The organism is Streptococcus mitis (assembly GCF_946188695.1).
Taxonomy (GTDB): Bacteria; Bacillota; Bacilli; order Lactobacillales; family Streptococcaceae; genus Streptococcus; species Streptococcus mitis_DF.
The window spans coordinates 21,494-44,992 of record NZ_CAMHWI010000005.1 but is presented as its reverse complement, the minus strand read 5'-3'; the positions used below and the strand labels follow the sequence as shown (position 1 = coordinate 44,992).

General features: G+C 42.6%; 21 protein-coding genes and 1 pseudogene. 19 read left to right on the top strand and 3 right to left on the bottom strand.

Going from position 1 to position 23,499, the window contains the following annotated elements; genetic code table 11:
- Nucleotides 1–196: 196 nt before the first annotated feature.
- The 11 genes from N8L33_RS03525 (at nt 197) to N8L33_RS03475 (ending at nt 11,686) form a co-directional block, all read left to right on the top strand.
- On the top strand, nt 197–1,984 hold the full coding sequence (locus N8L33_RS03525) for a glycoside hydrolase family 35 protein (RefSeq protein WP_261058444.1): 1,788 nt from the start codon (nt 197–199) through the stop codon (nt 1,982–1,984).
- Nucleotides 1,981–2,457 carry a PTS sugar transporter subunit IIB gene (locus tag N8L33_RS03520; protein WP_000156970.1) on the top strand — a complete coding sequence of 159 codons (477 nt, stop codon included), beginning with the start codon at nt 1,981–1,983 and terminating at the stop codon, nt 2,455–2,457. Before N8L33_RS03525 ends, N8L33_RS03520 begins: the two co-directional genes overlap by 4 nt.
- Nucleotides 2,458–2,483: 26 nt before the next feature.
- Entirely contained in the window at nt 2,484–3,389 is a 906-nt protein-coding gene (locus N8L33_RS03515; RefSeq protein WP_000617019.1) for a PTS mannose/fructose/sorbose/N-acetylgalactosamine transporter subunit IIC, read from the top strand.
- Nucleotides 3,376–4,197, top strand: coding sequence for a PTS system mannose/fructose/sorbose family transporter subunit IID (locus N8L33_RS03510; protein WP_000185294.1), 822 nt, complete (start codon nt 3,376–3,378; stop codon nt 4,195–4,197). The genes N8L33_RS03515 and N8L33_RS03510 overlap by 14 nt, the downstream gene beginning before the upstream one ends.
- 3 nt (nt 4,198–4,200) lie before the next feature.
- Nucleotides 4,201–4,605 (top strand): PTS sugar transporter subunit IIA, encoded by a 405-nt coding sequence (locus N8L33_RS03505; RefSeq protein ID WP_081093993.1) that lies wholly within the window; start codon nt 4,201–4,203, stop codon nt 4,603–4,605.
- Between the two features lie 362 nt (nt 4,606–4,967).
- Nucleotides 4,968–6,134: an SIS domain-containing protein gene (locus tag N8L33_RS03500; RefSeq protein ID WP_153193704.1), complete on the top strand. Its 1,167-nt coding sequence runs from the start codon at nt 4,968–4,970 to the stop codon at nt 6,132–6,134.
- 116 nt (nt 6,135–6,250) lie between these two features.
- Complete coding sequence (locus N8L33_RS03495) at nt 6,251–7,288, top strand: aldose epimerase family protein (RefSeq protein WP_261058443.1); 1,038 nt, start codon at nt 6,251–6,253, stop codon at nt 7,286–7,288.
- 136 nt (nt 7,289–7,424) lie between these two features.
- Nucleotides 7,425–8,621 (top strand): CAP domain-containing protein, encoded by a 1,197-nt coding sequence (locus tag N8L33_RS03490; protein WP_261058441.1) that lies wholly within the window; start codon nt 7,425–7,427, stop codon nt 8,619–8,621.
- 147 nt (nt 8,622–8,768) lie between these two features.
- A complete protein-coding gene (locus N8L33_RS03485) occupies nt 8,769–10,226 on the top strand; it encodes an IS1182 family transposase (RefSeq protein ID WP_261058438.1) in 1,458 nt (485 codons plus the stop codon).
- Nucleotides 10,227–10,424: 198 nt separating this feature from the next.
- Nucleotides 10,425–11,279, top strand: a complete 855-nt coding sequence (locus N8L33_RS03480; RefSeq protein ID WP_261058437.1) for a VOC family protein — start codon at nt 10,425–10,427, stop codon at nt 11,277–11,279.
- A gap of 149 nt (nt 11,280–11,428) precedes the next feature.
- Nucleotides 11,429–11,686 carry a metal-sensitive transcriptional regulator gene (locus N8L33_RS03475; RefSeq protein ID WP_000185159.1) on the top strand — a complete coding sequence of 86 codons (258 nt, stop codon included), beginning with the start codon at nt 11,429–11,431 and terminating at the stop codon, nt 11,684–11,686.
- A 340-nt stretch (nt 11,687–12,026) separates the two neighbouring features.
- Here N8L33_RS03475 and N8L33_RS03470 read toward each other — a convergent pair whose 3' ends face one another.
- From N8L33_RS03470 to N8L33_RS03460, 3 genes are read right to left on the bottom strand one after another with little or no spacing between them, the layout of a single operon-like run.
- On the bottom strand, nt 12,027–12,323 hold the full coding sequence (locus tag N8L33_RS03470; protein ID WP_219967289.1) for a rhodanese-like domain-containing protein: 297 nt from the start codon (nt 12,321–12,323) through the stop codon (nt 12,027–12,029).
- A complete protein-coding gene (locus tag N8L33_RS03465) occupies nt 12,313–13,968 on the bottom strand; it encodes an FAD-dependent oxidoreductase (protein WP_261058436.1) in 1,656 nt (551 codons plus the stop codon). The genes N8L33_RS03470 and N8L33_RS03465 overlap by 11 nt, the downstream gene beginning before the upstream one ends.
- 20 nt (nt 13,969–13,988) lie before the next feature.
- Nucleotides 13,989–14,294 (bottom strand): rhodanese-like domain-containing protein, encoded by a 306-nt coding sequence (locus N8L33_RS03460; RefSeq protein ID WP_000468857.1) that lies wholly within the window; start codon nt 14,292–14,294, stop codon nt 13,989–13,991.
- A 183-nt stretch (nt 14,295–14,477) separates the two neighbouring features.
- On the opposite strand from N8L33_RS03460, the gene N8L33_RS03455 reads away from it, so the two are divergent.
- The 8 genes and pseudogenes from N8L33_RS03455 (at nt 14,478) to N8L33_RS03425 (ending at nt 23,360) form a co-directional block, all read left to right on the top strand.
- Complete coding sequence (locus tag N8L33_RS03455; protein ID WP_261058435.1) at nt 14,478–15,242, top strand: nucleoside phosphorylase; 765 nt, start codon at nt 14,478–14,480, stop codon at nt 15,240–15,242.
- A gap of 33 nt (nt 15,243–15,275) precedes the next feature.
- The gene (locus N8L33_RS03450) at nt 15,276–16,655 is read left to right on the top strand and encodes a TrkH family potassium uptake protein (protein WP_261058434.1); all 1,380 of its coding nucleotides are present in this window, start codon (nt 15,276–15,278) and stop codon (nt 16,653–16,655) included.
- A 13-nt stretch (nt 16,656–16,668) separates the two neighbouring features.
- Complete coding sequence (locus tag N8L33_RS03445) at nt 16,669–17,334, top strand: potassium channel family protein (RefSeq protein ID WP_001283905.1); 666 nt, start codon at nt 16,669–16,671, stop codon at nt 17,332–17,334.
- A 311-nt stretch (nt 17,335–17,645) separates the two neighbouring features.
- Entirely contained in the window at nt 17,646–18,662 is a 1,017-nt protein-coding gene (locus N8L33_RS03440; RefSeq protein ID WP_261058433.1) for a glycosyltransferase family 2 protein, read from the top strand.
- 115 nt (nt 18,663–18,777) lie between these two features.
- Nucleotides 18,778–18,879: pseudogene (locus tag N8L33_RS10220) on the top strand (YSIRK-type signal peptide-containing protein); the annotation flags it as partial.
- A 54-nt stretch (nt 18,880–18,933) separates the two neighbouring features.
- Nucleotides 18,934–21,489 carry an SSURE domain-containing protein gene (locus N8L33_RS03435; RefSeq protein ID WP_474104146.1) on the top strand — a complete coding sequence of 852 codons (2,556 nt, stop codon included), beginning with the start codon at nt 18,934–18,936 and terminating at the stop codon, nt 21,487–21,489.
- 123 nt (nt 21,490–21,612) lie between these two features.
- Nucleotides 21,613–22,311: a response regulator transcription factor gene (locus tag N8L33_RS03430; protein ID WP_261058430.1), complete on the top strand. Its 699-nt coding sequence runs from the start codon at nt 21,613–21,615 to the stop codon at nt 22,309–22,311.
- A complete protein-coding gene (locus tag N8L33_RS03425) occupies nt 22,308–23,360 on the top strand; it encodes a sensor histidine kinase (RefSeq protein WP_261058429.1) in 1,053 nt (350 codons plus the stop codon). Before N8L33_RS03430 ends, N8L33_RS03425 begins: the two co-directional genes overlap by 4 nt.
- Nucleotides 23,361–23,499 lie beyond the last annotated feature (139 nt).

The window sequence follows — 23,499 nt, the reverse complement described above, 5'->3', positions numbered from 1 at the left end:
GTTTTATACATTTTTATACATGCCACCTGTTTGAAGCTATATGTCTGTAAATTTTATATCTTTATAAGTTTTTTGTGTAAAAGTTGGGGAAAAATGAAAAAAATTGTGAAAAGCTATTGACAAATGTAGTGTATTGAGTTATATTCAATATATCAACAAATGAAAGCGTAAACCTAAAATGTCAAAAAGTAAGAATATGACACGATTTGAGATACGAGATGATTTCTATCTCGATGGAAAATCATTTAAGATTTTATCTGGCGCCATTCATTATTTTAGGGTTCCTCCAGAAGATTGGTATCATTCGCTCTATAACTTGAAGGCTCTTGGTTTTAATACAGTAGAGACTTATGTGGCTTGGAATTTACACGAGTCTCGTGAGGGTGAGTTTCACTTTGAAGGAGCTCTGGATTTGGAGCGATTTCTCCAGACAGCGCAAGATTTGGGTCTCTACGCTATCGTTCGTCCGTCACCCTTCATCTGTGCGGAATGGGAATTCGGTGGCTTACCAGCCTGGCTCTTAACCAAAGACATGAGGATTCGTTCCTCAGATCCTGCTTATATTGAAGCTGTCGGTCGCTACTATGACCAGCTCTTGTCACGATTGGTTCCACATTTGTTGGACAAGGGTGGCAATATCCTCATGATGCAGGTTGAAAATGAGTATGGTTCTTATGGAGAAGATAAGGCTTATCTGAGAGCAATTCGACAGTTGATGGAAGAGCGTGGCGTAACCTGTCCCCTCTTCACATCAGATGGTCCATGGCGAGCTACTCTGAAAGCAGGAACCTTAATCGAAGATGATCTCTTTGTGACAGGAAATTTTGGTTCTAAAGCTCCGTACAACTTTTCACAGATGCAGGAATTCTTTGATGAACATGGCAAAAAATGGCCACTCATGTGTATGGAGTTCTGGGATGGCTGGTTCAATCGTTGGAAAGAACCGATTATCACACGGGATCCTAAGGAATTGGCAGATGCAGTTCGAGAGGTTTTGGAGCAAGGTTCCATCAATCTTTACATGTTCCACGGTGGTACAAACTTTGGCTTCATGAATGGTTGCTCGGCTCGAGGGACTTTGGACTTGCCACAAGTCACATCCTATGATTACGATGCCCTTCTGGATGAAGAAGGAAATCCAACTGCCAAATATCTGGCGGTCAAGAAGATGATGGCAACACATTTTCCAGAGTATCCGCAGTTGGAACCACTCTACAAAGAGAGTATGGAGTTGGATGCTATTCCACTAGTTGAAAAAGTTTCCTTGTTTGAAACCTTAGATAGCTTGTCAAGTCCTGTAGAAAGTCTCTATCCTAAAAAGATGGAGGAATTGGGACAAAGTTATGGCTACCTACTCTATCGAACAGAAACAAACTGGGATGCAGAAGAAGAAAGACTTCGTATCATTGATGGTCGAGATAGGGCCCAGCTTTATGTCGATGGTCAATGGGTCAAAACCCAATATCAGACAGAGATTGGGGAAGATATTTTTTATCAAGGTGAAAAGAAAGCGCTGTCTAGATTGGATATCTTGGTAGAAAATATGGGGCGTGTCAACTATGGACATAAGTTCTTAGCAGATACGCAACGTAAGGGAATTCGGACAGGGGTTTGTAAGGATTTGCACTTCTTACTAAACTGGAAACACTATCCACTCCCACTAGATAATCCTGAGAAAATTGATTTTTCAAAAGGATGGAATCAAGGACAACCAGCTTTTTACGCTTATGACTTTACAGTCCAAGAGCCAAAAGATACTTACCTAGACTTGTCTGAGTTTGGTAAGGGGGTTGCCTTTGTCAATGGGCAGAATCTAGGACGTTTTTGGAACGTCGGCCCGACCCTCTCGCTTTATATTCCTCATAGCTACCTCAAGGAAGGGGCCAACCGCATCATCATCTTTGAAACAGAGGGTGAATATAAAGAAGAGATTCATTTAACTCGAAAACCTACACTAAAACACATAAAGGGGGAAAACTTATGACAATTGTAGGATGCCGTATTGATGGACGTTTGATCCACGGACAAGTAGCCAATCTATGGGCTGGAAAACTAAATGTTTCGCGTATTATGGTTGTAGATGACGAAGTTGTCAACAACGACGTTGAAAAGAGTGGTTTGAAACTTGCGACACCACCAGGTGTGAAATTGAGTATTTTGCCAATTGAAAAAGCGGCAGCCAATATTCTTGCTGGAAAATACGATAGCCAACGTCTCTTTATCGTGGCTCGCAAACCAGACCGCTTCCTTGGTTTGGTCGAAGCAGGTGTACCACTTGAAACCCTTAATGTTGGGAATATGTCTCAAACACCAGAAACTCGCGCCATCACACGTTCTATCAACGTAGTAGATAAGGATGTGGAAGACTTCCACAAACTGGCAGAAAAAGGTGTTAAACTTACTGCTCAAATGGTTCCAAATGATCCAATTTCAGACTTTTTGAGCTTATTAAAATAGGAAAAAATTTTTAGGAGGTCATTGTTATGATACAATGGTGGCAAATTTTACTTCTCACTTTGTACTCAGCTTATCAAATCTGTGATGAGTTGACGATCGTTTCATCTGCAGGTTCCCCTGTATTTGCTGGTTTCATTACTGGTTTAATCATGGGAGATGTGACTACTGGTCTACTTATCGGTGGTAACTTGCAACTATTCGTTCTTGGGGTTGGTACCTTCGGTGGTGCTTCTCGTATTGACGCAACTTCTGGTGCAGTTCTTGCGACAGCCTTCTCTGTTTCACAAGGAATTGATACAGCACTTGCGATTACAACAATCGCTGTGCCAGTAGCAACTCTCTTGACTTACTTCGACGTTCTTGGACGTATGACAACTACTTTCTTTGCTCACCGTGTGGATGCTGCAATCGAACGCTTTGACTATAAAGGTATTGAACGCAACTACCTACTTGGTGCGATTCCTTGGGCTCTATCTCGTGCCCTTCCAGTCTTCTTTGCGCTTGCTTTTGGTGGTGAATTTGTACAACACGTAGTAGATTTCGTTACAAAATACCAATGGGTTGCAGATGGTTTGACACTCGCAGGACGTATGCTTCCAGGTCTTGGATTTGCAATCTTGCTTCGTTACCTTCCAGTTAAACGTAACCTTCACTACCTTGCTATGGGATTTGGTTTGACAGCTATGTTGACTGTTCTTTACTCATATGTAACTGGTCTTGGTGGCGCTGTTGCTGGTATCGTAGGCACTCTACCGAAAGATGTTGCTGAAAAAATTGGTTTCGTGAACAACTTCAAAGGTTTGTCTATGATTGGTATCTCTATCGTAGGTATCTTCCTTGCAGTGCTTCACTTCAAAAATAGCCAAAAAGTAGCTGTAGCAGCACCTTCTACACCATCAGAAAGTGGGGAAATCGAAGATGACGAATTCTAATTATAAACTTACAAAAGAAGATTTTAACCAAATCAATAAACGTAGCTTGTTTACTTTCCAATTGGGTTGGAACTACGAACGTATGCAAGCTTCTGGTTACCTTTACATGATCTTGCCTCAATTGCGTAAAATGTATGGAGATGGAACTCCTGAATTGAAAGAAATGATGAAAGTTCATACTCAATTCTTCAATACTTCACCATTCTTCCACACCATTATCGCTGGTTTTGATCTTGCCATGGAAGAAAAAGATGGTGTAGGTTCAAAAGATGCCGTTAATGGTATCAAGACAGGTTTGATGGGACCATTCGCTCCTCTTGGAGATACAATCTTTGGTTCACTTGTACCTGCTATCATGGGATCTATCGCAGCAACTATGGCTATCGGTGGTCAACCTTGGGGTATCTTCCTTTGGATCGCAGTTGCAGTTGCTTATGACATCTTCCGTTGGAAACAGTTGGAATTTGCCTACAAAGAAGGGGTTAACCTTATCAACAACATGCAAAGTACCTTGACAGCTTTGATTGACGCTGCATCTGTACTTGGTGTCTTCATGATGGGTGCTCTTGTAGCAACAATGATCAACTTTGAAATTTCTTACAAATGGGCAATCGGTGAGAAGATGATTGACTTCCAAGACATCTTGAACCAAATCTTCCCACGCTTGCTTCCAGCAATCTTTACTGCCTTTATCTTCTGGTTGCTTGGTAAGAAAGGTATGAACTCTACTAAAGCTATCGGTATTATTATCGTACTTGCTTTGGCTCTTTCTGCCTTTGGTAAATTTGTACTTGGAATGGGCGCATAATTTATGGCTAAATCATTAATTTTGGTGAGTCATGGTCGCTTCTGTGAAGAACTTAAAGGTAGCACTGAAATGATCATGGGTCCACAAGACAACATTCATGCAGTGGCTCTTCTTCCAGAAGATGGCCCAGAAGAATTTACTGCAAAATTTGAAGCTGCTATTGAAGGATTAGATGATTTCCTAGTTTTTGCGGATCTTCTCGGTGGAACACCATGTAACGTGGTAAGCCGTTTGATCATGGAAGGTCGTGACATCGAACTTTATGCAGGGATGAATCTTCCAATGGTGATTGAATTTATCAATGCGAGCCTTACAGGCGCAGATGCGGACTACAAGAGCCGTGCTGCAGAAAGCATTGTGAAAGTCAATGACCTGTTAGCGGGCTTCGATGATGACGAAGATGAATAATACTCTTTGAAAATCTCTTCAAACCACGTCAATGTCGCCTTGCCGTAGATATATGTTACTGACTTCGTCAGTTCTATCTGCAACCTCAAAGCAGTGCTTTGAGCAGCCTGCGGCTGGCTTCCTAGTTTGCTCTTTGATTTTCATTGAGTATACGATGTGACAACGTGAAAATCACAGGGAAAATAGGCGATAGGAGGATGGAGCGATGCTCCGACGATAATCGGTCTTTTTCCCAAAGATTTTAGTTGGAACTCGATTCAATTCATGTGACAACGTGAAAATCATTAGAGCATCTTATATAGAATATACATGGGAATGGGGCTTACTCCTATTCCCATCTTTAATAGAAAAAGAGGAATTCAATGCTACATTATACAAAAGAAGACTTGCTCGAATTGGGTGCAGAAATCACTACACGTGAAATCTACCAACAGCCTGATGTCTGGAAAGAAGCTTTTGAATCTTATCAAGCAAAACGTGAAGAAATTGCAGCCTTCCTACAAGGGATTGCTGATAAACATGACTATATCAAGGTAATCTTGACAGGTGCGGGGACTTCTGCCTATGTAGGAGATACCTTGGTGCCTTACTTTAAGGAAGTCTATGACGAACGCAAATGGAATTTCAATGCTATTGCGACAACAGATATCGTTGCCAATCCAGAAACTTATTTGAAAAAAGATGTGGCAACTGTCCTTGTTTCCTTTGCCCGTAGTGGAAATTCGCCTGAAAGTGTTGCAACTGTTGATTTGGCCAAGGCCTTGGTGGATGAGCTTTATCAAGTGACGATTACTTGTGCAGCGGACGGTAAGTTGGCTCTTCAAGCCCACGGTGATGACCGTAATCTCTTGCTGTTACAACCAGCTGCTTCTAATGACGCTGGCTTTGCTATGACTTCTAGCTTTACGTCTATGATGTTGACAGCTCTCTTGGTTTTTGATCCTACAGAATTTGCTGTGAAAGCTGAACGTTTTGAAGTTGTATCTAGTCTTGCTCGTAAAATTCTAGACAATGCAGAAGATGTCAAAGAACTTGTTGACCTAGACTTTAACCGTGTCATCTATCTAGGCGCTGGTCCTTTCTTTGGTCTTGCTCATGAAGCTCAGCTCAAGATTTTGGAATTGACAGCTGGCCAAGTTGCGACCATGTATGAAAGTCCAGTTGGCTTCCGTCACGGTCCAAAATCACTGATCAACGAAGATACAGTTGTTTTGGTTTTTGGTACAACGACAGACTATACTCGCAAGTACGACTTGGACTTGGTTCGTGAAGTTGCGGGTGATCAGATTGCTCGTCGTGTTGTGCTTTTGAGTGATCAAGCCTTTGGTCTTGAAAATGTCAAAGAAGTGGCACTTGGTTGTGGAGGTGTTTTGAATGATATTTACCGTGTCTTCCCTTACATCGTTTATGCCCAACTCTTTGCCCTATTGACTTCACTCAAGGTAGAAAATAAACCTGATACACCGTCTCCTACAGGTACAGTAAACCGTGTGGTACAAGGTGTGATTATTCACGAATACCAAAAGTAAGACAGTGTTTATGAATTCTTGACAAGAGGATTTGTAAATCATACAAGTAAACCATAGATTGTCAGTAGGCTTTCTATGGTTTGTTTGCTTGATAGAAATAGTAAAAGGAGAATAGAATGAAAGCATACACAGAGCGTGTATTTGGAAATGTTGAGGGCAAGGATGTCTTGGCCTATCGCTTTGAGACGGACGGTGGCTACCAGCTTGAAGTCATGACTTATGGTGCGACTATCTTGCGTTATGTCGCGCCTGACAAGGCTGGAAATTTTGCCAACGTTATTTTGGGATTTGATGACTTTGATAGCTATGTAGGCAATAGTCCTAAGCATGGAGCGAGCGTAGGTCCTGTGGCGGGACGTATTGCAGGTGCGATCTTTGAGCTGAATAGCAAGACCTATCATCTGGAAGTCAACAATGCTAGCAACTGTAACCACAGTGGTTCAACTGGTTGGGATTCCAGATTGTTTGAACTAGTTGAAGTGAGCGACCATGGCTTGACCCTTTATACAGAGCGTACAGATGGGACAGGAGGATTCCCTGGTAATCTCAAGATTTGGATTAGTTATCACTTGGAAGAAACTGGTGCCTATGAAATCAGCTACAAGGTAACGACCGATCAGGATACGCTGGTCAATCCAACCAACCACAGCTATTTCAACTTGTCTGGTGATTTCACGCAGACGATTGACCGTCATGTCTTTCAGCTAAACACAGAGGGAATCTATCCAATCGCTCCCGACGGCGTTCCTGCCAAAATTCCAGATGCCAATCGTGATGTGGTTAAACACATCTACAATGGTGCCTTATTGAAAGACATCTTTGCAGAAGAAGATGAGCAAATCCAGCTGGTATCAGGTTTGGATCATCCATTTGCCCTTCCTGCAGGTCATGACAATGCTGGTTTCCTTTATGACCAAAATTCAGGTCGCTTCCTGCTTTTCAAGACAGAGGCCCCTTGCTTTGTGGTCTACACAGCAAACTTTGTGGATGAAAGTGTCATCATAGGAGGTCGGCCAATGGTGCAGCACAATGGAATTGCCCTTGAAGCGCAAGCTTTACCAGATGCCATTCACAGTGACCTTAAAGACCAAGTCATTCTCAAAGCCGGTCAAACCTTTACCAGTAAGACACGTTATGAGCTTGTTGTGAAATAAAAGGATAGGAATTTCTACTTTTTGGGGAATAGTATTTACCTTATAACATTGGTAGAAACGGGCAAAGAGTAGGGAAATATGATATAATTTAATAGTGAAAATACCTGTCCTATCTAAAGGATAAAAGGAGAAAAAGATGAAGAAAATTGTTTTTGCTAGCGCCTTGGCTTTGACTTTGGCTGGAGCAGTTTTGACAAATGATGTTTTTGCTAATGACAGACTGGTGGCAACACAATCTGTTAATGGTAAAAATGAACATGTATTGACCTCAGAGGTGCTAAAACCTTCTAGTGGCAACGTTTTGGTTGGAATCAAGGGAGAATTTTTGACTCCAAATAAACAATCTATTTTGGATGCAATCAATAAAATTCGTAAGGAAGCAGCTGATGAAGGTTTGGTAGATAAGTATGTCCCTATTAAATGGTCTACTGATCTTGAGAAAACTGCTTTTGTACGCGCTACTGAAGTGTCAGTAGCTCTGAAACCTGAGCGTCTTTCTACTAAAGAAATCTGGACTGCTTTTCCATCTAGTAATAGCATAAGAGGAGAAGCGTTAGATGTGAACTATGAAGGTTTTCTAAAAGCAATTGAAAACTGGCATGCTGAGAAGGCGAATTATGTAGCGAAAAAGAAGGGTGGAACCTCTAAAGAATTTACAGGTTATTATGAGGTTTTGATTAATTCTAAATTTACCTATGTGGGTCTCGCGGCTTTTAGAAATGCAGCTAGTTCTCAGCAAGTAGCAACGATTTCGTTAGCTTTAGGTGATGACGCTTCTTCAGAGGAATTGGCTGGTGGATATGGCTCTGCTATTCAGTATACAGAAGTGACTGCCTCAAACCTTTCAACCGTTAAAAGTAAAGCTACGGTTGTAGAAAAACCGCTGAAAGATTTTAGAACATCTACATCTAGTCAGTCTGGCTGGGTGAAGTCTAATGGAAAATGGTATTTTTATGAGTCTGGTGATGTGAAGACAGGCTGGGTGAAAACGGGTGGTAAATGGTACTACTTGAATGATTTAGGTGTCATGCAGACTGGATTTGTAGAAGTTGATGGAACATGGTATTTCCTTGATAGTTCTGGCGCGATGTTTACAGGCTGGGGAACAGATGGTAGCAGATGGTTCTACTTCGATGGCTCAGGAGCTATGAAGACAGGCTGGTATAAGGAAAATGGTACCTGGTATTATCTTGATCAATCAGGTATCATGAAGACAGGTTGGTTTAAAGTTGGTCAATACTGGTACTATGCATATGGTTCAGGAGCTTTGGCAGTCAGCACAACGACACCAGATGGTTATCGTGTAAATGGTAATGGTGAATGGGTAAACTAGGCTGAAGATAGTAAGTCATAGGTAAAGTATTCATCTTACTTAGCAAAAAGAATGAACGATAAGAAAGAGGTTGATGGCAAACATGAGCCTACTGAAAAAGTCATCAAATTGATGGCTTTTTTGTTATACTAGAGATGAGGTAAAATAATGCTTGATAATCAGTTAACTATGGATGTCAGTCCTTATTCTAGTTTATATGATATCGTGGTTCCTAAAACCCACTTTTTACGTCAGCTAACTGAACTCTGTGATTTTAGCTTTATTTATGATGAACTAGAAAAGAATTATCGTCCCGATTTTGGGCGTAAAGCTTATTCATCGATTATGATGTTCAAATATCTCTTGTTAAAAGATATTTATAAGTTATCAGATGTAGATGTGGTAGGACGTTCCTTGTCAGATATGGCCTTTAAATTTTTTCTTGGTCTGGCTCCTGAGGATTCTGTTATCGAGCCATCCTCTCTGACAAAATTTAGAAAGCTAAGAATTAAAGATGACAAACTGCTTGATGTATTGATTCAGAAGTCTGTTCAAATTGCATTCGAACATAACTTGATTAAGAGTAAAATCCTCATTGTGGATGCCACTCACACCAAATCTCATTATAATCATAAGAAACCCCAAGAAATCCTTAGAGAGCGTTCAAAAGCTTTACGTAAAACAATTTATCAACATTCAGAAGATATCAAAATAGAATTTCCAAAGAAACCTCAAGAAGATAACCTCGAAGCAGAGTTGACATATACAGAGGAGTTAATGGCTGTGGTTGAAAAATACGAGGAACTCTTAGCTCTACCGGCTGTGTCTCAAAAGTTCAATTACCTAAAAGAGGCTGTCGAGGACGACTTAGAACACTTGGAAGCTTCTGTTAAAGAGGAGGCTAGGCTTGGACATAAGACAGCCGACACCTCTTTCTATGGATATAAAAGTCATATCGCTATGACGGATGAACGGATTATTACTGCTTGCGTGGTCACTTCTGGTGAACAAAGCGATGGGAAATATTTACCTGAGTTATATGCCAAAACAAAGGAAAATAGTCTGGACATCGAGACTATTATTGGTGATGCGGCTTATTCAGGAAAGGACAATATTCAACTAGCTCGCAAAGAAAAGATTCATTTGGTTTCAAAACTGAATCCTTCTGTTTCAAAAGGTTACCGTAAAGAAGAGGATGCGTTTGAATTTAATAAAGATGCAGGGCTATTTGTCTGTCCAGAAGGACACATGGCTGTTCGCAAAGCAAGGACAGGGAAAAAACATCAAAATAAGAATCAAGTTGTCACTCATTACTTTGACATTGAGAAGTGCAAGAGTTGCCTTTCCAAGGAAGGATGTTATAAGGAGGGGGCAAAGTCTAAAACTTATTCAATAGCCATTAAGAGTGACGACCATCTTTTCCAGAAGAAATTTCAGGAAACACCTTATTTTAAAGAAATGGCCAGACATCGCTATAAAATCGAAGCAAAGAATGCCGAACTAAAACAGAGACATGGCTTTGATGTCGCGAGAGCATCGGGTCTTTTCAGCATGGAGTTACAGGCAGCAACAACCATCTTCGTGGTCAATATGAAACGAATTATGACCTTAATAAATACAAAATAACCGAGGAACTCGCTCAAATTAACGAGAGATTCCTCGGTTTTCATTTCATTAAAAGTAAGAGGCCTATTTTTTCAGTGGACTCGGCAAACATTGGCCTCTTTTTGTTAGAATAGAGGCGTCAAGTTGTCTGGCTTGACTTTCTTGATGGAGATTATATAATAGTTGTAACAACAAAAATTACAACAAAGGAGATATCCTATGACCTATGAATATAAGAGCCACATTTATTTAGCAGAGGCAGTTTTAAATGTGAAGGACTTGGCAAGTCAAACAGTATTTTATCAGCAGATTATTGGTTTAGAAATCCTATCTCAAACGGAGACAGAGGTCGTTCTGGGACTTGGAGGGAAAGCCTTGGTACACTTGATTCAAGCACAAGAGAGCGGAGAAGTAAGGGAACATTATGGTCTTTACCATCTGGCTATTCTCTTGCCGACACGAAAGGCTTTGGCTGATGTCTTGAAACATCTGACAGATTTACAGATTCCTCTTGTGGGCGGTGCAGACCATGGTTACAGCGAGGCCATTTACTTGGAGGATTTGGAGGGAAATGGCATTGAACTCTATCGAGACAAGCCGGTTTCTACATGGGATATTCGAGACGATGGACGAATTATCGGGGTGACGGAGGCCCTTGAGGCGCAGGATATCTATGAGTTGGGGGAAAGAGTAGAGCCCTTTATCCTAGCAGATGGTACGAGAATGGGCCATATTCATCTTTCTGTCAAGGATAGTCGAAAGTCCAGCCAGTTTTATCAAAAGGTGTTAGGACTAGAGGATAAATTCAGTGTACCTAGTGCTAGTTGGATTGCAGCTGGGGACTACCATCATCACTTAGCCGTCAACGAATGGGGAGGAAAAGGTTTGGCTTTGCGTAAGCAAGGCTTGCCAGGTTTGGCCTATTATGTCATTGAAGTCAAACATAAAGAAGAACTGTTAACGATTGCCCAGCGAGCACAAGAAATTGATGCACCAATCAAATGGCTGACATCGAGCCAGTTGGAAATTACAGATCCAGACGGAATTATGATTCGTATTCGTTTAGCAAGGTAAAACGAGGCATCTCCAGCAAGTTATCAGCATTGCTAGTTTGTCTTTTGAAAGGTCTTTGGTAACAGGACTGTGTGCGCTGGATGGGCGAGAATTTTGACAAAGAAGCTGATTAGAGATATAATGAAGAAAAATCGAGCAAGGAAAAAGAAATGACAAACTCAAAGTATATTACTCGTTTGAAACGTTCAGAGGGTCAGTTGCGTGGAATTCAAAAGATGATTGAAGAAGATCGTGACTGTGCTGATATTGTGACGCAACTGACAGCTGTGAAATCTAGTGTGGAGCGCGTGATTGAGATGATAATTACCGAAAACCTTACTGAATGTATCAATCAACCGCTAGATGATCCTGAAGCTCAAAAGGAACGTCTAGAAAAGGCTATCCGATACTTGATTAAACGGAAATAAAGAGATCAGAGTTGAAAGATTTCTACTAATAGAATAGTTTAATGTGAATCAAGAGATGCTGGAAAAAGTCTTTAAAATAAAAGAACGCATACTATCAGGTGTTAAAAACCTTGATAGTATGCGTTTTATTGTGGGGAGATTTATATTCTTCGAAAATCTCTTCAAACCACGTCAGCTTCACCTTGCCGTAGAAATCTGTTCCTGACTTTGTCAGTCTTATCTACAACCTCAAAACAGTGTTTTAAGCAGTCTGCGGCGAGCTTCCTAGTTTGCACTTTGATTTTCATTGAGTATTACTTCATTTTCTCCTGAAATTGAGTTTTTGCCCAGCTCCTTTGGCTTATTCTACTTGACCAGGCCAAGCATTCATGCCACCTTCTACATTGGTAACGGAGAGGCCTTGGGCGCTGAGAAATTGGCAGGCAGAGGCAGAACGCACTCCACCTTGACAGATGACATGGTATTCATGGTCAGGTTTGAGTTCTTTGTATCCTTGTTCCAAGGTACTTAACGGAAGATTTTTGGCACCTGGTGCATGTCCTGCTTGGAATTCATGTACTTCACGGACATCGATAAGCTCTAGATTTTCATTTTGATATTTTTCATAAAAGTCAGCCATGCTGATATTAGTTTCCATATTCTACTCCTTCTGGCTTAGCCATTTTGTATAGTGAATAAGCGCCGTTAAGGTTTTGGACGGTAAATCCTGCTTGTTTGAGGATACGCTCTGCGATATAGCTGCGCAAACCACTGTGGCAGCTAACGATGTAGGCTTGGTTCTTGTCCAGTTCGTCCAAGCGTTCCCGTAGTTCGTTTAGGGGGATGTGGATGGTGTCGACTTTGAGTCTACCACTCTGAAATTCGCCACTTGTCCGCACATCTAGGAATTTCTTACCCTTAGCCAGTTCGTCTTCGAGCTGGTACCATTGAACATTGTCGCTGAGACCTTCGATAAGGTTTAAGGCTGCGTAGCCCAGCATATTGACTGTATCCTTGGCCGAGCCAAATGGTGGCGCATAGGTGAACTCCAATTCTGGCAAGTCAAAGACGGTGAGATTTCCCTTGATAGCAGTTGATAGGATATCGATTCGCTTGTCAACACCTTTCTTCCCAACTCCTTGGGCACCATAGATTTTTCCAGTGTTTGGGTCAAAGAGGAGCTTCAAGGTCATATCAGTAGCGCCTGGATAATAACTAGCGTGGTCTTTCCCACTGACATGAAGGGCCTTGTAAGGAAGTTGATTCATGCTAAGGATACGCTCGCTGAGACCAGTCGAAGCAGCTGTCATATCAAAGGCACGAACGATAGTAGTGCCGATACTGCCCTTGTTTGTACGTTCTAGTCCTGCGATGACGTCTGCCACTTGGCGTCCCTGACGATTGGCAGGAGAAGCGAGAGAGATGAGAGCGTCTTGGCCCGTAATCTCTTGCTTGACGACGATGGCATCCCCAACTGCAAAAATATCTTTTTGACTGGTTTCGTAATGTTCATCTACAAGAATCCCACCTCTAAGTCCCAGTTCAATCCCCGCAGTTTTGGCCAGTCCGTTTTCAGGTTCAACACCGACAGAAAGGATGGTGAGGTCAGAAGTGATCTTTTGACCGTTTTCGAGAACGATGACTTTTCCTTGCTCTTCAAATCGAGTTGCAGACTGAGAAGTGATAACGCGAACGCTGTTTTTAACCAATTCTGCTTGGACAAAGGCTGCCATTTCTTGATCTAATGATGGTAAAACATGGGGTGCTTTCTCAACAATAGTAACTTGCAATCCACGTTTCGCCAGGTTTTCAGCCATTTCAAGCCCGATAAAGCCTGCACCGATAATGACAGCTTCTTTTGGATAATTGTCCAAGGCTGCCATAATTTCATCGAGATCGGGAACATTGCGGAGCGTGTAGGCATTCTTAGCTTCTGCCAAGCCTTCAATGGTAGGAACAAATGGTTTAGCTCCTGGGGAGAGGATCAGCTTGTCGTAGCTTTCTGTGAATTCTTTCCCATCATGACGTACCGTCACAGTGTGTTCTTCTGGCGAAATCTGGATGACCTCGTGAAATGGTCGCACATCGAGATTAAAGCGTGCCTTGAGACTTTCAGGAGTTTGGACCAATAAACTATCACGGTTTGCAATTTCTCCTGAAACATAGTAAGGAAGCCCGCAGTTTGCAAAGGAAACAAAGGGACCTTTCTCAAAAATAGTGATTTCAGCGTCTTCCATGAGACGTCTGAGACGGGTTGCTGCTGACATTCCGCCTGCAACTCCCCCGACAATGATAATTTTCATTGATTTTCTCCTTTATGCTTCTAGATGACTTTTCCTGTCCAAGAGCTCATACCGCCTCGGACATTGATGACATCGTAGCCTTTTTTCTTTAGCTTTTTAGCAGCCATCTTACTACGCACACCAGAATGACAAATGACATAAAGTGTTTCTTTTGTTGTTGGTGTGTAGGAACCAATTTCGGTTAGAGGAACATTTTTGGCATTTTTGATATGACCTCTACGAAATTCCATTGGCGTCCGAACATCTAGTAGCTGAATCGGTTCCTTGAGTTTGGCTTCTAACTCGCTGGTAGAAATACTGTCAATTTTTGTAAATAAGTGAAACATAGGCACCTCCAAATATACCCTTATGGGGTATATTAAACCATGAAGTCAAGCTTTTGTCAAGCAAGTTGTTTTGACTTGGTGGAGATTGGTTGCGATTGTATTTTTTCTCCTCAGTTCCTCAGCTTCCTCCTTGACACTCGGTCAGCTTTTGATACAATAGTACAAAATTAGAGGAGGCAGGCTATGATTCAGAAACATGCGATTCCTATTTTAGAGTTTGATGATAATCCTCAAGCGGTCATCATGCCTGATCACGAGGGGCTGGACTTGCACTTGCCCAAGAAGTGCGTCTATGCATTTTTAGGTGAGGAGATTGACCGTTATGCGAGGGAAGTAGGGGCGGACTGTGTCGGCGAATTTGTTTCTGCCACCAAGACTTATCCGGTCTATGTCGTGAACTACAAAGGCGAGGAGATCTGTCTGGCTCAGGCTCCTGTTGGTTCAGCTCCAGCAGCTCAGCTTATGGATTGGTTGATTGGCTATGGTGTGGAGCAGATTATTTCCACTGGAACCTGTGGTGTGCTGGTTGATATAGAAGAAAATGCCTTTCTAGTCCCTGTTCGCGCTCTGCGAGATGAAGGAGCTAGTTATCACTATGTGGCACCTTCTCGTTATATGGAAATGCAGCCAGAGGCTATTGCTGCTATTGAGCGAGTGTTGGATGATAGAGAGATTCCCTATGAAGAAGTCATGACCTGGACAACAGACGGTTTTTACCGAGAAACGGCTGAAAAGGTGGCTTATCGAAAGGAAGAAGGCTGTGCTGTTGTGGAGATGGAGTGTTCTGCGCTTGCGGCAGTAGCCCAACTGCGTGGGGTTCTCTGGGGAGAATTGTTGTTCACAGCTGATTCCTTAGCAGACTTGGACCAGTACGATAGTCGTGACTGGGGTTCAGAAGCTTTCGAGAAGGCCTTGGAACTCTGCCTTGAAATTGCCTTTCAGATCTAGCTACTCTCCTTCTTTTTATGGTACAATGGATGTATGTTATTCAAATTATTTGTTAAAAAAATTGAAAGGGCCTTGGGTGGACTTTCACCAGCTCGTCGCATCTTTTTAAGTTTCGCTGGAGTTATTTTTATAGGTTCTCTCCTTTTGAGTTTGCCTTTTGTTCAGGCGAGCGGTTCGCAGGCCACTTATTTTGACCATCTTTTTACGACGGTGTCTATGGTCTGTGTAACCGGCCTTTCTACGCAACCGGTGGCTACTACCTATAATGTCTGGGGGCAGTTGATTTGTATGCTCTTGATACAGATTGGTGGCTTAGGTCTCATGACTTTTATCGGGGTCTTTTATATTCAGGGGAAGCAAAAGCTTAGTCTTCGCAGTCGTGAAACCATTCAGGAGAGCTTCAGTTACGGGGAGACTCGGTCGCTGAAGGCTTTTATGCGGTCCATCTTTTTGACGACTTTTCTGGTGGAGGGCTTGGGTGCCTTCCTACTAAGTTTTCGTTTTATTCCTGAGTTTGGTTGGGGACGGGGTATTTTTACCTCTATCTTCTTAGCTATTTCAGCCTTTTGTAATGCTGGTTTTGATAATTTCGGCAGTAGCAGTTTAGTGGCTTTTCAGACGGATCCCTTAATCAATCTGGTTATTGCTAGTTTGATTATCACGGGTGGTCTTGGCTTTATGGTCTGGTTTGACTTGGCAACCCAGTTTGACAAGAAGAAAAAACGCCGTCTGCGTTTCCACACCAAACTAGTCCTCTTCTTGACTGCAGGGATTTTGCTGTTTGGGACAGTATCTACTCTCTTTACGGAGTGGCACAATCCTGGAACGATTGGTAATCTCAGTGTTCCAGAGAAAGTGCTGGTTAGCTTTTTCCAAACCGTCAGCATGAGAACGGCTGGTTTTGCCTCTATTGATTACACCCAAGCTCGGCCTGTGACCCTGTTTATCTATATCCTACAGATGTTTCTGGGTGGGGCGCCTGGAGGGACGGCTGGGGGTCTCAAGATTACGACTTTCTTTGTCTTATTGGTCTTTGCGCGTAGTGAATTGTTGGGCTTACCTCATGCTAATGTTGCGCAGAGAACCATTGAGGCTCGAACAGTCCAAAAATCCTTTAGTGTCTTCATTATCTTTTTGATGACCTTCTTGTTGGGCTTGATGTTGTTGGGAATTACAGCAGAAGGAACACCGCGCTTTATCTATCTTATGTTTGAGACCATTTCAGCCCTTGCGACAGTTGGGGTAACGGCAAATCTGACGCCAGAACTGGGTAAGCTAGCTCTCAGCATTGTCATGGTGCTCATGTTTATCGGCCGTATCGGTCCCTTAACCTTGCTGGTTAGTCTAGCGGATTACCAGCCTGATAAGAAAGATTTGATTCAGTATATGAAAGCAGATATTAGTATTGGATAAGAAAGGAAGAACTATGTCAGATCGTACGATTGGAATTTTAGGTTTGGGGATTTTCGGGAGTAGTGTCCTGACGGCCCTAGCCAAGCAAGATATGAATATTATTGCCATTGATGACCATGCCGAGCACATCAATCAATTTGAGCCAGTTTTGGCGCGTGGAGTTGTTGGTGATATCACAGATGAGGAACTCCTCCGAACCGCAGGGATTGATACCTGTGACACGGTTGTAGTGGCAACAGGGGAAAATCTGGAGTCGAGTGTGCTTGCAGTGATGCATTGTAAGAGTCTAGGTGTACCAAGGGTTATTGCCAAGGTCAAAAGCCAGACAGCCAAGAAGGTGCTAGAAAAAATCGGTGCCGACTCGGTGATTTCACCTGAGTATGAAATGGGGCAGTCTCTAGCGCAGACCATTCTCTTTCATAACAATGTTGATGTCTTTCAGCTGGACAAAAATGTGTCTATCGTAGAGATGAAAATTCCGAGTGTTTGGGCAGGTCAAAGCCTAAGCCAGCTAGATTTACGTGGCAAATATAACCTCAATGTCCTAGGATTTCGTGAACAAGAAAATTCACCCTTGGATGTCCAGTTTGGACCCAATGACCTCTTGAAGGCGGATGCCTATATCTTGGCGGTCATTAACAACCAGTATCTAGATGACTTGGCAGAATTAAATTCGTAAGGAGGGAGCACCCCCTCTTTTTTGATGTCCTAGATAGCAAATAGAGGCAGAACACCTTGTATTCCAGTAAAAGTCCTTCAAAAACTGGACTTTATGGTAGAATAGAAAGAAGTGACAAGAGAGAGTAATACTCTTCGAAAATCTCTTCAAACTACGTCAACGTCGCCTTGCCGTAGGTATAGGTAACTGACTTCGTCAGTTCTATCTGCAACTTCAAAGCAGTGCTTTGAGCAACCTGCGGCTAGTTTCCTAGTTTGCTCTTTGATTTTCATTGAGTATAAGAAAAAATCAGTCCCCTAAAGGAGTAGATTATGAAGTTATTGTCTATCGCCATCCCTAGCTATAATGCCGCAACCTATCTTCATTACTGTGTGGAGTCGCTAGTGATTGGTGGTGAGCAAGTTGAGATTTTGATTATCAATGATGGGTCTCAGGACCAGACTCAGGAAATCGCTGAGCGTTTAGCCAGCAAGTATCCTAGCATCGTTAGAGCCATCTATCAGGAAAACAAAGGCCATGGGGGTGCCGTCAATCGCGGCTTAGCGGAGGCTTCTGGGCGCTATTTTAAAGTAGTTGATAGTGATGACTGGGTGGATCCTCGTGCTTACCTAAAGATTCTTGAAACCTTGCAGGAACTAGAGAGCGAGGGTCAAGAGGTAGATGCCTTTGTGACTAATTTTGTCTATGAAAAGGAAGGTCAGTCTCGTAAGAAGAGTATGAGTTACGAGTCAGTCTTGCCTGTCCAGCAGATTTTTGGCTGGGATCAGGTCGGAAATTTCTCAAAAGGCCAGTATATCATGATGCACTCGCTGATTTATCGAACAGATTTGTTGCGAGCGAGCCAGTTCCAATTGCCTGAGCATACTTTTTATGTCGATAATCTCTTTGTCTTTACCCCCCTTCAGCAGGTTAAGACCATGTACTATCTGCCTGTCGATTTCTATCGTTATTTGATTGGGCGTGAGGACCAGTCTGTCAATGAGCAAGTGATGATTAAGCGCATTGACCAGCAACTCAAGGTTAATCGACTCTTGGTAGACCAGCTTAATTTATCTAAAGTAAGCCACCCCAAAATGCGAGAATATCTGCTGAATCATATTGAAATCACGACGGTTATTTCCAGTGCCCTGCTCAACCGATCTGGAACAGCGGAGCATCTTGCAAAAAAACGTGAGCTGTGGACCTATATTCAGCAGGAAAATCCAGAGGTATTTCAGGCCATTCGCAAAACCATGCTCAGCCGTTTGACCAAACATTCAGTCTTGCCAGCTCGCAAACTTTCCAATGTCGTTTATCAAATCACAAAGTCTGTTTATGGATTTAATTAATATAAGTATTTTATAAGAGGGATTTAAGAAAAATTTTAACTTTTTCTTAATCCTTTTTAATTTTAGGAGATTATACTAGAGTCATCAAATAAAGAAAAACTCTAAGGAGAATCCTATGAAATTCAATCCAAATCAAAGATATACACGTTGGTCTATTCGCCGTCTTAGTGTCGGTGTTGCCTCAGTTGTTGTAGCCAGTGGCTTTTTTGTCCTAGTTGGTCAGCCAAGTTCTGTACGTGCCGATGTGGTCAATCCGACCCCTGCTCAAGTTGTGCCAGATGCTACTTCGGTGAGTGAAAAGAGCGACTTACCAGTAGAACTTCTCAAAGAAGCAGTCGATACAGCTCTTCCTTCAGAACAGGTAGACTCAACACCTAAAGCAAGCTTGGATGCTACAAGCTCTCCAGAAAAAGTGAATGTAGCTGATAAAGACCAAGTGGTAGCGCCAAAAGAAGAAGTGCAAGCAAAACCAGAATCTAAGAAAGAAACAGAAGATGCGCTTAAATCTGCGGAAAGTCCTGTAGCTACAGTTGCTGGACAAGACCGTGAAGCAAGTGAAGCGCAACCAGCAACCACCCCAGCTGAAGTGCAAAAAGGCGTGGCTGACAATACTAAAGATACAGTAGACGTCCCAGCCACTTACTTGGATAAAGCTAATTTCCCAGGCCCATTCACCGCTGGTGTCAATCAAGTTATTCCATACGAATTCTTCGCCGGTGACGGTATGTTGACTCGCCTTATCTTGAAAGCTTCTGACAAGGCTCCATGGTCAGATAACGGTTCAGCTAAAAATCCCGCTCTTCCACTAGTAGAAAAATTGGGCAAAGGCCTCTACTTCTACGAAGTGGACTTGGCTGGTACCCAAGGTAAATCAGATAAAGAGTTGCTTGACCTCTTGAAACAAAACGGTACTCAAAGCTATAAAGCAACTATCAAAGTGTACGGTGCCAAAGATGGCAAGGCAGACTTGAGCAATCTTGTAGCGACTAAGGATTTGACAGTAAATTTGAATGGTTTGACCACTCCAGCTGAAGTGCAAAAAGGTGTGGCTGACAACACTAAAGACACAGTGGACGTTCCAGCTACATACTTGGATAAAGCCAACTTCCCTGGCCCATTCACAGCTGGTGTCAATCAAGTCATTCCATACGAATTCTTCGCCGGTGACGGTATGTTGACTCGTCTTATCTTGAAAGCATCCGACAAGGCCCCATGGTCAGACAACGGTTCAGCTAAAAATCCCGCTCTTCCACCAGTAGAAAAATTGGGCAAAGGTCTCTACTTCTACGAAGTGGATTTGGCTGGTACCCAAGGCAAATCTGATAAAGAGCTTCTAGACCTCTTGAAACAAAATGGTACACAAAGCTATAAAGCTACCATTAAGGTTTACGGTACAAAAGACGGCAAGGCCGATTTGACTAACCTCGTAGCGACTAAAGAATTGGATGTCAACTTGAACGGCTTAACTACTCCAGCTGAAGTCCAAAAAGGTGTGGCTGACAATACCAAAGACACAGTAGATGTTCCAGCCACTTACCTAGACAAAGCTAATTTCCCTGGACCGTTCACAGCTGGCGTCAACCAAGTTATTCCATACGAATTCTTCGCTGGAGACGGTATGTTAACTCGTTTGATTTTGAAAGCATCAGACAAGGCTCCATGGTCAGACAATGGTTCAGCTAAAAATCCAGCTCTTCCACCAGTAGAAAAATTGGGCAAAGGCCTCTACTTCTACGAAGTGGATTTGGCCGGCACTCAAGGCAAATCAGATAAAGACTTACTTGACCTCTTGAAACAAAACGGCACTCAAAGCTATAAAGCTACTATCAAAGTGTACGGTGCGAAAGATGGCAAGGCAGACTTGAGCAATCTCGTAGCGACTAAGGATTTGGATGTCAATTTGAATGGCTTAACTACACCAGCTGAAGTCCAAAAAGGTGTAGCCGACAATACCAAAGACACAGTAGACGTTCCAGCCACTTACTTGGATAAGGCTAACTTCCCAGGCCCATTCACAGCCGGTGTCAACCAAGTCATTCCATACGAATTCTTCGCTGGTGATGGTATGTTAACTCGTTTGATTTTGAAAGCTTCTGACAAAGCTCCATGGTCAGACAACGGTTCAGCTAAAAACCCTGCTATCCCACCAGTAGAAAAATTGGGCAAAGGTCTTTACTTCTACGAAGTGGATTTGGCTGGCACTCAAGGAAAATCAGATAAAGACCTTCTAGACCTCTTGAAACAAAATGGTACGCAAAGCTATAAAGCTACTATCAAAGTGTACGGCGCGAAAGATGGCAAGGCAGACTTGAGCAACCTTGTAGCGACTAAGGATTTGACAGTGAACTTGAATGGACATCAGTCTCTTACTCCGATGCAATCAGGCTTTGTCCCATCTTCTAATGGTTCAGCTATGTCGGCTCCAATGATGAATAGTCATCAAGATGCGTCTAAGATGAACGCTCAAATGCCAAGTGTCAATCAAGATGAGATGAAATCTCAAATGCCAGCTACTAGCCAGGATAAGATGATGCCTAACAAAGAGCAGGATAAAACCATGGATGCTAGCCAGCCAATGGCAACACCAAGCATGAAACAAGATCAAGCTCCAGCAGCCTCAAGCAAAATGTCTGATGAAGGCAAGATGGCAGCTAATAACAAGATGTCAAATCCAATGATGGCTGATCAAATGAAAGAGCAAAAAGACATGCTTCCATATACTGGTGAAGCTCAAACATCAATGGCTACTCTTGGATTCTTTGGACTCGCCTTGGCAGGACTATTAGGTGGCCTCGGTTTGAAAGCTAAAAAAGAGGAAAATGACTAGTCTAACTACAGACTTTCTATCTAGGATTTGAAAAATTCAGATATCGATTAGAATGTTCGTAAAGCGATTAAAATAGTGTTATACTATTGTGGTATAGCACTGTTTTTTTCAAAGGAGAGACAGATGGGAAAGACAATTTTACTCGTTGACGACGAGGTAGAAATCACAGATATTCATCAACGCTATCTGGTTCAGGCAGGATATCAGGTTTTGGTGGCTCATGATGGAGTAGAGGCCTTAGAAATCTTCAAGCGAAAACCGATTGATTTGATTATTACAGATATCATGATGCCTCGGATGGATGGTTATGATTTGATTAGCGAAGTTCAGTATCAATCTCCGGATCAGCCTTTTCTCTTTATTACGGCTAAGACAAGCGAGCAGGACAAGATTTATGGCCTGAGCTTAGGAGCAGATGACTTTATTGCCAAGCCCTTTAGCCCTCGTGAGTTGGTTTTGCGTGTTCATAATATCTTGCGTCGCCTTCATCGTGGAGGTGAGACAGAAGTCGTCAGCCTTGGGGATTTACGGATGAATCACGGTAGCCATGAGGTTCAAGTTGGAGATGTGGCGCTTGATTTGACAGTCAAATCCTTCGAACTTCTATGGCTTTTAGCCGGCAATCCAGAGCGGGTTTTCTCTAAGACAGATCTCTATGAAAAGGTCTGGCAAGAAGACTATGTGGATGATACCAATACCTTGAATGTTCATATTCATGCTCTTCGACAGGAGTTGGCTAAACATGCTAGTGCAGAAACGCCCACCATCAAAACCGTCTGGGGCTTGGGCTACAAAATTGAGAAAGCACGAGGTAGTCAATGAAATTAAAAAGTTATATTTTAGTGGGGTATATCATTTCAACACTTCTAACGATTATCGTGGTTTTTTGGGCCATCCAGCGCATGTTAATTGAGCAAAGAGAAATTTATTTCCTGATTGGCATGACTTTAATCGCAAGTTTTGTCGGTGCTGGGATTAGTCTCTTTCTCCTGTCGCCAGTCTTTACATCATTGGCCAAACTTAAGGAACATGCCAAGCGGGTAGCGGACAAGGATTTTCCTTTAAATCTGGAGGTTCAAGGGCCTGCAGAATTTCAGCAGTTAGGGCAAGCCTTCAATGAAATGTCCCATGATTTGCAGGCAACCTTTGATTCCTTGGAAGAAAGCGAACGAGAAAAGGGCTTAATGATTGCCCAGCTATCGCATGATATCAAGACTCCTATCACTTCAATCCAAGCGACGGTAGAAGGAATTTTGGATGGAGTTATCAAGGAAGGAGAACAGGACCATTATCTAGCAACCATTGGACGCCAGACAGAAAGACTTAATAAACTGGTTGAAGAATTGAATTTTTTGACCCTAAACACAGCTAGAAAACAGGTGGAAACTACCAGCAAGGACAGCATTTTTCTGGATCAGCTCTTAATTGAGTGTATGAGTGAATTTCAGTTCTTGATTGAGCAGGAGGAGCGAGATGTTCATTTGCAGGTAATCCCAGAGTCTGCCCGGATTGAAGGAGATTATGCCAAACTTTCTCGCATCTTGGTGAATCTGGTCAATAACGCTTTTAAATACTCAGCTCCAGGAACCAAGCTGGAGGTGGTAGCTAAGCTGGAAAATAACCAGCTTTCAATCAGTGTGACCGATGAGGGACAGGGGATTGCCCCAGAGGATTTGGAGAATATTTTCAAACGCCTTTATCGTGTCGAAACTTCGCGCAATATGAAAACAGGTGGTCATGGATTAGGGCTTGCGATTGCGCGTGAATTGGCCCATCAATTGGGTGGAGAAATCACAGTTACCAGCCAGTACGGCCTAGGAAGCACCTTTACCCTCCTTCTTAACCTCTCTGGCAATGAAAATAAAGTCTAAAACCCCTTTACAAATCTAGCCATTCATGGTAAAATGGATTTTGTGTGAAATATCAGCAGGAAAGCATGAAGCTCGTCAACAGGTGTCTTATGACAAGTAACCTTGGCTGTTTAGGCGAAGGGCATCTGCACGAATCAGG